Origin of the sequence: Pedobacter sp. (assembly GCF_040513095.1) — a bacterium.
In the GTDB taxonomy this organism is placed as follows: domain Bacteria; phylum Bacteroidota; class Bacteroidia; order Sphingobacteriales; family Sphingobacteriaceae; genus Pedobacter.
In genome coordinates, this window is the sequence record NZ_JBEVDX010000124.1 from 1 (window position 1) to 13,493 (window position 13,493).

Annotated in this window: 10 protein-coding genes; 9 read left to right on the plus strand and 1 reads right to left on the minus strand. The window is 41.6% G+C overall.

The genetic code is table 11. From position 1 onward, the window contains the following. Nucleotides 1–1,129 precede the first annotated feature (1,129 nt). From ABWY16_RS14275 to ABWY16_RS14315, 9 genes are all read left to right on the plus strand, one after another. Entirely contained in the window at nucleotides 1,130–2,071 is a 942-nt protein-coding gene (locus tag ABWY16_RS14275) for an outer membrane protein assembly factor BamD (protein ID WP_353905321.1), read from the plus strand. Next, the gene (locus ABWY16_RS14280) at nucleotides 2,071–2,397 is read left to right on the plus strand and encodes a DNA-directed RNA polymerase subunit omega (RefSeq protein ID WP_090559230.1); all 327 of its coding nucleotides are present in this window, start codon (nucleotides 2,071–2,073) and stop codon (nucleotides 2,395–2,397) included. Before ABWY16_RS14275 ends, ABWY16_RS14280 begins: the two co-directional genes overlap by 1 nt. Before the next feature lie 46 nt (nucleotides 2,398–2,443). Continuing rightward, nucleotides 2,444–3,643, plus strand: a complete 1,200-nt coding sequence (coaBC, locus tag ABWY16_RS14285; protein WP_353905322.1) for a bifunctional phosphopantothenoylcysteine decarboxylase/phosphopantothenate--cysteine ligase CoaBC — start codon at nucleotides 2,444–2,446, stop codon at nucleotides 3,641–3,643. Next, entirely contained in the window at nucleotides 3,640–4,539 is a 900-nt protein-coding gene (gene porD, locus ABWY16_RS14290) for a type IX secretion system protein PorD (RefSeq protein WP_353905323.1), read from the plus strand. Before coaBC ends, porD begins: the two co-directional genes overlap by 4 nt. 109 nt (nucleotides 4,540–4,648) lie before the next feature. Then, entirely contained in the window at nucleotides 4,649–5,032 is a 384-nt protein-coding gene (locus tag ABWY16_RS14295; RefSeq protein ID WP_353905324.1) for a BlaI/MecI/CopY family transcriptional regulator, read from the plus strand. A gap of 1 nt (nucleotide 5,033) precedes the next feature. After that, nucleotides 5,034–6,767 (plus strand): M56 family metallopeptidase, encoded by a 1,734-nt coding sequence (locus ABWY16_RS14300; protein ID WP_353905325.1) that lies wholly within the window; start codon nucleotides 5,034–5,036, stop codon nucleotides 6,765–6,767. A 113-nt stretch (nucleotides 6,768–6,880) separates the two neighbouring features. Further along, nucleotides 6,881–8,545, plus strand: a complete 1,665-nt coding sequence (gene recN / locus ABWY16_RS14305) for a DNA repair protein RecN (protein WP_353905326.1) — start codon at nucleotides 6,881–6,883, stop codon at nucleotides 8,543–8,545. A gap of 116 nt (nucleotides 8,546–8,661) precedes the next feature. Beyond that, the gene (locus ABWY16_RS14310; RefSeq protein WP_353905327.1) at nucleotides 8,662–9,891 is read left to right on the plus strand and encodes a carboxypeptidase-like regulatory domain-containing protein; all 1,230 of its coding nucleotides are present in this window, start codon (nucleotides 8,662–8,664) and stop codon (nucleotides 9,889–9,891) included. Nucleotides 9,892–9,948: 57 nt separating this feature from the next. After that, nucleotides 9,949–11,022, plus strand: coding sequence for a PA0069 family radical SAM protein (locus tag ABWY16_RS14315; protein ID WP_353905328.1), 1,074 nt, complete (start codon nucleotides 9,949–9,951; stop codon nucleotides 11,020–11,022). Between the two features lie 51 nt (nucleotides 11,023–11,073). Here ABWY16_RS14315 and ABWY16_RS14320 read toward each other — a convergent pair. Beyond that, the coding region (locus ABWY16_RS14320; protein ID WP_353905329.1) for an ATP-dependent Clp protease ATP-binding subunit at nucleotides 11,074–13,493 on the minus strand (2,420 nt) is incomplete at its 5' end.

Here is a 13,493-nt window from a genome sequence, read left to right on the forward strand (position 1 = left end):
TAATAATAATCTGTTCTTATTTGTCTGACAGATCTAACTTGAAAAATCAGTGCGGTCCATGTACTTTGAACTTGTACTGGTTTATCCCGCTCTGCGTTTTATAAATGACATCTCTTTAATGAACTTCTCGGCACTCACCTCGCGGCGGCCTTTATATGTTGCAATGATTCTCTCAGTTTCAGCAGGTCTTAGTATTCCTGCCTTTGTTTAAAGCTTCACCGTTTCAATCGTGTTATTCGCTTTCCGGCATCCGCCGTGCTGCGTTTCCCTTTTTTGTTGGGACTGCAAAGGTAGAAATCTTTTTTAATTTGTCAAGCTTTTTATTTTTTATTTTTCAAGGCTTTAAAACCTTTCAAATATTTGAAACCTTAACAATGATTCCACTTTACACGCCTTTCAAAAAACTAACTCCTTTATCTCTCTCACTAATCCTCTTCCTCCGAAGCGGGATGCAAAAGTAGGAAAAATTCATCTACTGCCAAACATTATCAGCAATTCATTTGTATACATGTGATAACAGCTTAATTTTCAGGCAGAAAAACTTTGCAGCATCTATTACGCATCTGAAGTAGATATGTTGTATCAGGGAATATGGTGAATAGTATACTTACACATGCCTTGTAGGGGTCTGAGCTGGTTCTCATTCGGTATTGACAGATGGCAAACACGGGGTTAACAGGCGGTTAACAGGCAAAAAGGCCACATGCTGCCTGTTAACCGCCTGTTAACCCCCTGTTGAAAGTCCGTCGATACCAAACAAAAACCCTGGCAGAACCTATCAAAATGCCTGTTTGTATACAAGCTATACTGATCACTCACACTGGAAGCTGTAACGCAGCTCTGAAAGAAAGCAAAACTATTCATGTCAACATTCCGTACTCCTATTATATATACCATCTATACACTACCAGTATCAATATCATAGTAGGAGCATGAGTAGAGACCAGGGCACCTGATCTACGACTGCGACATGCAAGCGACCTGATAGTATGCGAGAAAGATAAAAACTCACTGCTCTGCCCTATTTGTTAAATTATGTTAACTGCTTGACTGCTATTCAGCCTTTATCTAGCTTAGCGGACTATTATTTTTAATTGACGTTATCGTATTATTAACTTATCTTTGCAGAATGTTTAAAATTAAACACGTTTTTATATTAAGTTTTACAGTAATTGCCTTGACTATTGCAGGTTGCAAAAGCCGTTTTGAAAAAATCAGGCTGAGCAATGACGTGGCTAAAAAGTACCAGGAGGCCATTAAACTGTACAATAAAAAGGATTATTCTAAAGCATTGATCTTATTCGAAGATCTTTCCCAAAAATACAGGGGAAGAACTGAGGCCGAAGATTTGAACTATTACTACGCCTACACATTATTCCGTTTAAAGGATTACACTACTGCAAGATACCAGTTTAAATACTTTGCAGATACATACCCAACCAGTAAAAACGCAGAAGAATGCCGTTACATGGGCGCCTATTGCTACTATCTGGATTCTCCTGAATACACCCTGGATCAGGAAAACACATATAAAGCAATTGATGCATTACAGTTATTCATCAACTTATACCCAAAAAGCGAACGCGTTGCACAGGCGAGTCAGTACATTACAGACCTGCGTGCAAAACTGGAGCTGAAAGCCTATACCAACTCAAGGTTGTATTATGACCTGGGTGGTTATGACATTGCCAACTACAAATCTTCTGTGATCTCACTGAAAAACGCAGAAATCGACTTCCCGGATATTAAATTTATCGAAGAAATGGACCTGCTGATCGTTAGATCACAATACGATTTTGCAAAAAATAGTTATCCTTTCCGTCAGGAAGACAGATTTACCGAAGCAATTGGCTACGCAAACGAATTTATTGAAAAACACCCTGAAAGTAAGTATCTTGCAGAAGCTAAAACTTTGAAAAGCAACAGCGAAGAAGGGATAGTAAATGCCAAACAACTGATGACGCTTGCAGCTAACCAGGAAGCAAAATATAAAGCTCTCCTTGCACAGGAAGCAAAGTCAGACAGTACCACTACTAACAAAAAGATTAAAATAACAACCCCCAAACAATAATGAATACGAATAAACCCGCCATACCAAATACTACGGTAACAAGAAATGTAAATGATTTAGATCAAAAGACAGAAAATATCTATGAGTCTTTAGTGATTATTTCTAAAAGGGCTAATCAGATTTCTAACAACATGAAAGAAGAACTTCATGGTAAATTAGCTGAGTTCGCTTCGTCTAATGATAACCTGGAGGAGATTTTCGAAAACAGAGAGCAGATTGAAATCAGCAAGCACTATGAGCGCATGCCTAAACCTTCACTGATTGCTATTGATGAGTTTCTGAACGACAAAGTTTATCACAGAAATCCGGCAAAAGATCCGCAATAATACCAGCATATCCGTTAATTTGCATAACCACTTGCAATAATAGACCATGCTCAATAATAAAAACATTATCCTTGGCGTTTGCGGCAGCATCGCAGCCTATAAATCTGCCACTTTAGTCAGACTACTGATTAAGGCCGGCGCAAACGTCAAGGTAATTCTCACTGCTGATGCGGCAAACTTCATTACACCGCTCACCCTCGCTACCCTTTCTAAAAATCCTGTTTATACAAAATACTTCGAAGAAGAAACCGGCGTATGGAGTAACCATGTAGAATTAGGCCTCTGGGCAGATTACATGATTATTGCACCCGCAAGTGCCAATACCATTGGTAAGATGGCAAACGGATTGTGCGACAACCTCCTTAGTGCAGTATACCTGAGTGCAAAATGCCCGGTATTCTTTGCACCAGCTATGGATCTGGACATGTGGAAACACGACAGCACAAAAGCCAATATACAGAAGCTCCAGGAATTTGGCAATGTGATGATCTCCCCAAATAGCGGAGAGCTGGCCAGTGGACTGCATGGAGAAGGCAGAATGGCAGAACCGGAAGAAATCATTGCCTTCCTCATTGGCACCATTAAAAACAATCTTCCCCTGGCTGGAATAAAAGTGATGGTTACCGCCGGTCCTACTTACGAACCCATTGATCCGGTGCGCTTCATAGGCAACCATTCCTCAGGAAAAATGGGTTTCGCTATAGCTGATCAAATGGCGGAACTTGGAGCAGATGTAACATTGATCAGTGGCCCCACTTCAGAAAAAACAAGTCGCCAGATCCGAAAGATCGATGTTATGACCGCAGCGGAAATGCTCGAAGCCTGCAAAAGCAGCTTTACGCAAAGTAACATCATCATCATGAGTGCCGCTGTGGCAGATTACACACCTGCACAGGTATCCCTGCAAAAGATCAAAAAAAAGGATGAAGAATTTAGTATAGCGCTCAAAAAAACTACAGATATCCTGCTTACCCTTGGGCAGCTGAAAACGCCGGAACAGATTCTGGTAGGTTTTGCCCTGGAAACGACCAACGAGGAAGAAAATGCCGTTTATAAACTGAAGAAGAAAAACCTCGACCTGATTATACTCAATTCACTTCAGGATGCAGGCGCAGGCTTTAAGAAAGATACGAACAAAATTACTATCTTTAATCGTGCAGCAGAAAAAACAACCTACGGACTAAAGTCTAAAGCCGAAGTAGCCAAGGACATCTGCACTGCAATATTAAAGCTCTATAAGGCATGAAAAAGACACTGTCTCTCATTGTACTGTTCATATTATCCCTCAGCAGTGGTTATGCACAGGAATTAAATGCCCGGGTTCTGGTAGTTGCCCCGCAGGTATCCAATATGAACAAGGCCAATGTAGACCTGATACAGTCTACCATCCGAAATTTCCTCAATAACAATAAATGGAGCAACCAGACTTACCAGCCTCAGGAAAGAATTGAATGCAACTTCGTCATTACCATAACGGCGTGGGACGGAAGTTCCGCCTACAAAGCAGAAGCACAGATACAAACCAGCAGGCCGGTTTATGGAACTTCTTACAACACTACCCTGCTGAATCTGAGCGATAAGGATTTTGATTTTAACTACAATGAAGGCCAGCCCATCGATTATTCTGATCAGAATTACCTCACTAATCTAAGTTCGCTGCTATCTTATTATGCATTTACTATCATCGGACTTGATAAAGACAGCTTCAGTAAACTCGGAGGAACCCCTTATTATCTGAAAGCACAGACAATCCTCAATATAGCCCAGGTATCCGGCAATTCTGGCTGGAAGGCATTTGACGGACTGCGTAATCGGTACTGGCTAAACGAAAACCTGCTCAACAAGAGTTTCGAAGAACTCAGGGTGTTTATTTATAATTATCACCTGAATACGCTCGACCATATGCAGGCTGATCCTGCAAAGGCCACGAAACTGATGTTGGCTTACCTTCCCGATTTAAAAATGATGGATAAAAAGAAACTTGGTTCCATTTTTCCGAATGTCTATTTTGCCACCAAGGCTGAAGAAGTAGTCAATGTCCTGTCCATGGGCAGCGCTCAGGATAAAATTGATGGCTACAACCTTCTTAATGAGATTGACCCCGCAAACCTGAGCAAATACGACGCACTCAAAAAGAATTAAAATTCCATATCTTTCTCTATTTCAATATATTTACACTTATTTTAAAAATAATTTTGTTTATACGAATAACTTCGTACATTTGAATACGAAACAATTCGTATAAACAATTATGTCTTCAGAACTTACAGCAAAACCAACGGAAAGCGAACTGGAAATACTCCAGATATTATGGGAGAAAGGGAACTGCACGGTTAGGGACGTACATGAGATCCTTACCAGGAACAAAGAAGCCGGGTATACTACTACCCTTAAACTGATGCAGATTATGCATGAAAAAGGGCTTGTGGAAAGAGATACAAGTTCAAAAACACATATATACAGCGCCTTGGCCAGTCAGCAGAAAACACAGCAGCACCTGGTTTCAAGATTAATTGACAACGCATTTAACGGATCTGCGGCGAGGATGGTAATGCAGGCATTGGGAAATCACAAATCCAGTAAAGACGAAATAGAAGCAATAAAGAAATACTTAGACCAATTAGATCAAAAATAATATGGAAACTTTATTACACAATCTCGTACAGGCCACCGGCTGGAGCATACTGCACTCACTATGGCAAAGTGCCCTGATCTACGCATTGCTCCTGCCCTTCCAGATGAAGGTATTTGGTCTCAATGCCAGACAGAAATATGCAATGGCCTACGGTTCGATATGTCTGATGTTCGCATCATTTGTGTTTACCTTTAACCTGGCTTTTCACTGGTCTACAGAAATAGCATCCCAAAACTTTGCTGTCCCTGCGATAGTCTTGCCGACAGCATTGCCGGCTAATTTAGCACACTACGTCGAGATGGTGTTTCCTTACCTCGTATTGTTTTATAGCTTAGGTCTGATCGGACAATCCCTGATCGTGATCCAGGGCTACCGAAAAGTACAATCGCTTAAAAAAAGAGCCTACACGATCATTCCTGAAAGCTGGAACACGCTTTTTCAGAACCTGAAAATAGAATTGAACATCGAAAAAGAGATCAACTTCCGCCTGTCTGACCATGTGAGTGTCCCCCTGGTAATCGGCTTCTTTAAACCGGTAATCCTGTTTCCTATCGCTCTTGCTGCACAAATGGATCTCAAACAGGTAGAAACTATTTTGATTCACGAACTTTCACATATCAGAAGGAATGATTACTTCTTCAACCTGGTTAAGACTATGATTGATACCATCCTGTTTTTCAATCCTTTTGTATGGCTTGCAGGCAGATTCATAAATATTGAAAGAGAGCATGCCTGTGACGACCTCGTCGTAAAAGTAACACATACTCCGCTTACATATGCCCATGCATTATTGACACTTGAACTGATAACTGATAAAAGCAGTCCTGTACTGGCCCTGGCCGCTACAGGAACAAATCAACACCTATACCAACGTATTAAAAGAATTACTGATATGAAAACTACATATGCCAACTCCAAACAAAAGTTATTTGCAGTAACCCTGACCTTCGCAACGATCATTTCACTGGCCTGGATTAATCCCTCCAAAAAAGAAAAAACAGTAAGTACTGTACCACATACAAAAGATCTGATACAGAAATCCTCGGAAATATGTTTTCAGGATACCACTAAGAAAAAGAACAGGAAACAATTTAAAATTGTAAATACAGATTCTGTATATGTCCCGGCACCAAATGCACCGGCCGCACCAGAAAAAACTCCTGTTGCCCCTGTAGCTCCTATCGCACCGGCAGCGCCTGGAAATGTAGCTGCTCCAAAAGCACCTAAAACTCCTGTGGCACCAGAATTAGCAGACCTGGATGTAAATGTCAGTCCTTTGACAGACGTAATTGTAAATTTCTCTGACAATGTTATGGAAATGACTATGGCTCATTTTAACGGTAAAAATCCTGACGAAATAAAAAAAATGCAGGCAGAAATTCAGAAAAAAGGTGCTGAGCTTCAACGCAAGTTCAACTCCCCCGAACAAAAAGCCAAATGGGAGAAAATCGGTGCTGAGATGAAAGCTAAGTATGACAGTCCGCAGGAAAAGGCTAAGTGGGAAAAGTTTGCCAAAGAAGCCGAACTCCATGCGCAAAAAATGATGAATGATCCGGAATTTAAAAAGAACCTGCAAAAAATCACGATCACCCGCCAGCAGCCAATGAAAATCGTTATTGAAAACGAAGATACCCGGAAGCTGAAGGAAAGTCCTGAATATCTCGAACTTAAAAAGAAATTTGATAGGGATGTGGAGGACCTCCTGAACAAGAAAAACAAAAAAGACGAGAACTAAATCATAAGACTTCTTATTTAGAATAGCCCTGTACAGGAAATCTGTGCAGGGCTATTTTTGTTTACAAAGAAATAAACATCCATTGACTAAGTTTTCATAATTTAGCAAAGAATATGCTACAGAAACTTTCTATACGTAATTACGCATTGATCGATAGTGTTGATCTGGAACTCGACAAGGGTTTGAACATCATCACTGGTGAAACAGGTGCGGGTAAGTCTATTATGTTAGGCGCACTTTCCTTAATTCTGGGCCAGCGCGCGGAAACCAAATACTTCTTTAACCAGGATAAGAAATGTGTGATCGAGGGGCAGTTTAAACTTTCAGGTACATCCCTGCAGGGTTATTTTGAAGAACTTGATCTTGATTTCCATCAGGAAAGTATTTTGAGGAGAGAGATCTCTATTGACGGGAAATCAAGGGCCTTTATCAATGATACCCCGGTTACACTGGCGGTCATGAAACAGGTAGGAGAAAAACTGATTGACATCCATTCACAGCACGCCACCTCCGAAGTAAATGATCCGGGCTTTCAGTTATCGGTAGTTGATACACTTTCGGATCATATGCCGCTGCTGACCGACTATCGCCAGAAATTTAAAACTTATAAAAAACATTTGCAGCACCTGATCAATATGCAGACATCTGCTGATGAAGCAAGGAGCAAACAGGATTATGAGCAATTTCTGTTCAATGAACTGGAAAACGCAAATTTAAATGCAGATGAGCAGGCTTCACTCGAGATGGAACTGGAAGCACTGAACCATGCTGAAAGTATAAAAAGAGGATTGGTAAATGGCCACACCTTACTTGATGGAGAAGAAACTGCTGTTATTCCGATACTGAAAGAAGTAGTGAACCAGATACAGGGGATAGAAAAATTCAATCCGGCATATGTAGCACTCAATGAAAGATTACGCTCTGCTCTGATAGAGATAAGGGATATTGCAGAAGAAACATCCGTATTTGAGGAAAACATCGTTTTTAATCCTGCACGTATCGAAGAGATCAATACCAGGCTGGATACAGTTTATACCCTTCAGCAAAAACACCGCGTAAACAGTATTGAAGAATTACTGGCTATTCAAACGGAACTTTCAGATAATCTGAATACACTGCTGAACAGCGATGAAGAAATAGAACGCCTGATCAGGGAGATCAATAAACTCAAGATCGATCTGGAAAAAATAGCAGACACACTGACAAAAAACCGCAGCAAGGCAATTGATATTGCACAAAAACAGGTCGGAGAAATTTTGGTACAGGTAGGAATGCCAAATGCTAAAATTAAAATCGAGCAGACGGTAGTAGAAAACCTGAACAAAGATGGCAAGGATATGATCTCATTACTATTCTCGGCAAATGCAGGACAAGCACCCGCACCTGTGGGAAAAGTTGCCTCAGGAGGCGAGCTTTCCAGACTGATGCTGGCGATAAAATCGATCATCTCCAAACATACGGCACTGCCTACACTGATCTTTGACGAAATTGATACAGGTATATCTGGTGAAACCGCACTCCGCGTAGGGGATGTTATCGGTGAGCTGGAACAAAACATGCAGGTCATCTGCATTACCCACCTGCCACAGATCGCTGCCAAAGGTGAAGCACATTACTTTGTCTATAAAAAAGAGGATGGTGAAAGAACCACCACAGGTATCCGCAGGTTAACTAATCAGGAACGCGTCATGGCAATTGCCGAAATGCTCAGTGGTAAAAACCCGGGGGAGTCTGCACTCAAAAACGCAGAAGACCTGCTGAGCTTCAAGAATTTGTAGGATAAAACTCTCAGGAGACAGCAGCATCTTTCAATTTAACTTATTTTAACAATTTAAAGCCTCCTGCAGGCTTTTTTTTATTTCAAAATGGCCTGAAGATAAGTTAAATTAGTCCCATGATTAAATATCTCCTTGGGACAGTTTTAATGCTGGTATTTTGTGTGAATTTGCAGGCCCAGAAATTGTATTCCATTACAGGAGTTGTACAGGATAAAAAAGGAGAAACACTTCCCGGGGCGGGTATCTATCTGAGTGGGTATACCACAGCAACAGTAACCAACAATGACGGGCAGTTTAACCTTGCGAAGTTAAAACCAGGATCCTATGAGGTTGTTGTGCAGATGATGGGATATCTGCCCTACAGTAAAAGTGTGATCATCTCCGATCAGTCTGTCAATATCAAAATCATTCTGCAGGAAAATACAGTTCAGCTAAATGAAGTTGTAATTACAGCGGATCCCAACCGTGAAAAGAACCTGCAGTTATTCAAAGAGTTTTTTATCGGGCGAACGCCCAATTCTGCTAAATGTAAGATCCTGAATCCTCAGGTATTGTATATCAAATACGATGGAGATCACAGGATTCTGAGTGTCACCAGTAATGAGTTCCTGGTTGTGGAAAACAAAGCACTGGGCTACAGGCTAAAGTATATGCTCAACCTTTTCGAATATAATTTTGATACAAGAATTGTATATTTCTCCGGCCTTCCGGTATTTGAAGACCTGAAAGGCTCTGGCAGCAAGAGAAGAACATGGCTGAAGAACCGGGAGATCGCCTACGCAGGTTCTCCTCAGCATTTCTTTCAGGCACTTTACAGGAATAAAGTAGAGGAAGAAGGTTTTATCATTTATAAACGAATCAAGATTCCGAATCCAAACAGGCCTTCTGATGCATATCTTGCTGCTGCCAGGGCCAGGTTACTGAGAAAAAGGAAAAGTCAGGTGATCATCGGATCCATTGTCACAGATTCCCTGAACACGCTGCAGCAACTCGCAAACCTGCCAAAGGATTATACCAGCTTAGATATGTCAGGCGTCTCAACAGATACACTGGTAAAACAGATGTACCCTAATATGAAGACCATCAATTATAAAGATGAACTTTATGTGATGTACACCAAGGAAGAAGAAAGCATCGGTTACTCCAACACCGGCCATTACATAATGAGACCTTTAACAGTTCCAAATTATGAAATCTCGGTAGTGCAGATGCTACAGGGCCCGGTTAGCTTTTATGCCAATGGAGGCATGCATGATGCCAAATCATTATTATACGAGGGTTTCTGGGCCTATGAAAAAATCGGCGATATGGTACCCATGGATTATGTCCCCCTAAATAAAAGATAAACCGCCTATTGCATTATACTAATATTATTAGTATTTTTAGCTAACTATACTGGAGATATGTTAGAGGATAAAAATACGGGTAATTACCTTAAAGGCAGAGGTGCCCAGTTCAACCCGCACAACCGCTTCGCGGCGAATTCCTATGTACAGGAACATGCCGAGGGTATTGACGACTGGGAAGTGGAGAACCACAAAACAACATTTATTATTGGCACATCAAAATCTATTATCAACAAGGTGGATAGTCCTGATGTAGGCATGGCTTATTCCCTTAACCCTTACCAGGGATGCGAACATGGCTGCACCTACTGTTATGCCAGGAATGCGCACGAATACTGGGGCTTCAGTGCAGGTCTGGACTTCGAGAGGAAAATCATCGTGAAAAAAGATGCGCCTGATCTCTTTAAAAAATTCCTTGAGCGCAAGGGCTGGAATGCAGAAACTATCTCCCTGTCGGGCAATACAGATTGTTATCAGCCGGCAGAACGTGAATATAAACTGACCCGTCAGCTGCTTGAGATTGCTTTGGCATATAAACAGCCTATAGGTATGATTACCAAAAATTCCCTGATCCTCCGGGATAAGGACATCCTTCAGGAAATGGCAAAGCTCAATCTGTGTATGGTATATGTTTCCATCAACAGCCTTGACGAGAAACTGCGGCTGCTCATGGAACCCAGAACTACTACTGCAAAGCAGAGACTAAAAGTAGTGGAAGAACTGAGTGCCGCAGGAATACCTACCGGAGTAATGGTTGCCCCTATTGTTCCGGGTTTAAATGACCATGAAATCCCAGCTGTATTAAAAACCATCGCATCTTGTGGAGCTATTGGAGCCGGGTATACTATAGTGAGGTTAAATGGGGCTATCGGAGGAATTTTTGAGGACTGGCTGCGCCAGAATTTCCCTGACAGGTTTGACAAGGTATGGCATATGATACAATGCTGTCATGGCGGCAATGTAAATGACAGCCGCTTCGGAGAGCGGATGCGCGGGGATGGAAATATTGCGCAGATAATCCGTGATACATTTAAGCTGCACTGCAGAATCAATAACCTCAACACAAAATCTGTCGTTCTCGACTCAGGGATATTCGCTGTGCCAACCCAACAGACGAGGATGTTCTTATAAACAAAAAAGGCTGCCTTTGAGGGCAGCCTTATATTTAAAAGAACTCATGTCTTATACTTCTTTTTTCTTCTTACCAGGACTCTTGTTCTCCACTACAATCAGATCAGTTTCTTTATTGTAGTCGATCTCAAGAATATCTCCATCGTTGATCTCTCCCTTAAGGATTTCTTCAGCAATAGGATCTTCCAGGTATTTCTGTATCGCACGTTTCAGCGGGCGGGCACCAAAGTTACTGTCAAAACCTTTGTCGGCAATAAAGTCTTTCGCCACATCAGTTAACTTGATCTCATAACCCAAACTATGTACACGTCCGAATAAAGATTTCAGTTCGATATCGATGATTTTGAAGATCTCTTCTTTACCAAGGGTATTGAACACGATTACATCGTCTACACGGTTCAGGAACTCAGGAGCAAAAGCACGTTTCAGCGCATTTTCAATTACTCCCCTTGAGTGCGAATCTACCTGATTGGTTTTAGCAGTAGTAGAGAAACCTACACCCTGTCCAAAATCTTTCAGCTGACGGGCACCAATATTTGAAGTCATGATGATGATCGTATTTCTGAAATCTACCTTACGGCCTAAACTGTCAGTCAGTTGTCCTTCATCCAATACCTGCAATAAGATATTGAATACATCAGGGTGAGCTTTTTCAATCTCATCCAGCAGGATCACTGCATATGGTTTACGGCGTACTTTTTCAGTTAACTGACCACCTTCCTCGTAACCTACGTATCCCGGAGGCGCTCCCACTAAACGGGATACCGCAAATTTCTCCATGTACTCACTCATATCAATCTGGATCAGTGAATCATCACTGTCAAACATGAATCTTGCAAGTTCCTTGGCCAGTTCAGTTTTACCTACACCCGTTGGGCCTAAGAAAATGAATGAACCGATAGGTTTTTTAGGATCTTTCAATCCTGCTCTGGTACGTTGTATAGCCCTTGTCAGTTTCTTGATGGCATCATCCTGTCCAATGATTTTCGCTGCAACAGTTTCCTGCATGTTCAGCAATTTCACACTGTCAGTCTGGCCAACACGCTGTAAAGGTATACCAGTCATCATGGAAACCACTTCAGCAACGTTATCTTCAGTAACAGTATAACGTTTGGTTTTGGTTTCAGCTTCCCATGCAGATTTAGCGCGTTCAAGTTCTTCCAGCAGATTTTTCTCTGTATCTCTTAACTTGGCAGCTTCCTCATATTTCTGGCTTTTAACTACTTTGTTCTTCTCAACTTTGATATTCTCGATTTTAGTCTCGATATCAATGATGTTTTCAGGAACATGGATATTGGTTAAGTGTACCCTTGAACCAGCTTCATCTAAAGCATCAATAGCTTTATCAGGAAGGAACCTGTCAGTAATATATCTTGAAGTCAGCGAAACGCAGGCGTTGATCGCTTCATTTGTATACGTTACACCGTGGTGTTCTTCATATTTCTCTTTGATACGGTTAAGGATCTCAATCGTTTCATCAGGAGAAGCAGGTTCGATCATCACTTTCTGGAAACGACGGTCAAGTGCACCATCTTTCTCAATGTACTGACGGTATTCATCCAGAGTTGTTGCACCTATACATTGTATCTCTCCCCTTGCAAGTGCAGGTTTAAACATGTTCGAAGCATCAAGTGAGCCAGAAGCTCCACCTGCACCAACAATAGTATGGATCTCATCAATGAACAGAATTACATCCGTAGATTTTTCCAGTTCATTCATTACCGCTTTCATACGTTCCTCAAACTGACCGCGGTATTTAGTACCTGCAACCAGTGAAGCAAGATCTAAAGTAACTACGCGTTTGTTGAACAATACCCTGGATACCTTACGCTGAACGATACGCAGGGCAAGACCTTCTGCAATAGCAGATTTACCTACACCCGGCTCACCAATCAGAATAGGATTGTTTTTCTTACGGCGTGACAGGATCTGAGAAACACGTTCTATTTCCTTTTCACGGCCTACGATAGGATCAAGACGGCCTTCTTCCGCGGCTTTGGTTAAGTCCCTTCCAAAATTGTCCAGTACCGGAGTCTTGGATTTAATGTCAGATACCTTTTTAGGGCTTGAGAAACTTTCCTCTTCGCGGTAATCATCATCTCCGCCAGTTGAGGCACTACCCTGAGTTTCATCCCTGAAGCCGTTTTTGTTAACTTCAACTTCCTGTTTGAAAATCTCATAGTTGATGCTGTATTGCAGCAGAATCTGTGAAGCAATATTATCGTCATCGCGAAGAATAGAAAGAAGCAGGTGCTCCGTTCCTATCAGATCGCTTTTAAATATTTTAGCTTCAAGATATGTGATCTTTAAAACTTTTTCGGCCTGTTTGGTCAAGGGAATATTTCCCAGATTAACCGTCACACTGGATGTACCCCTAACTGCCTCTTCAATTGAGCGGCGTAATTTAGACGTGTCAACTCCGAGTGACTTCAATATTTTGATAGCCATACCATCGCCTTCGCGAATCAGGC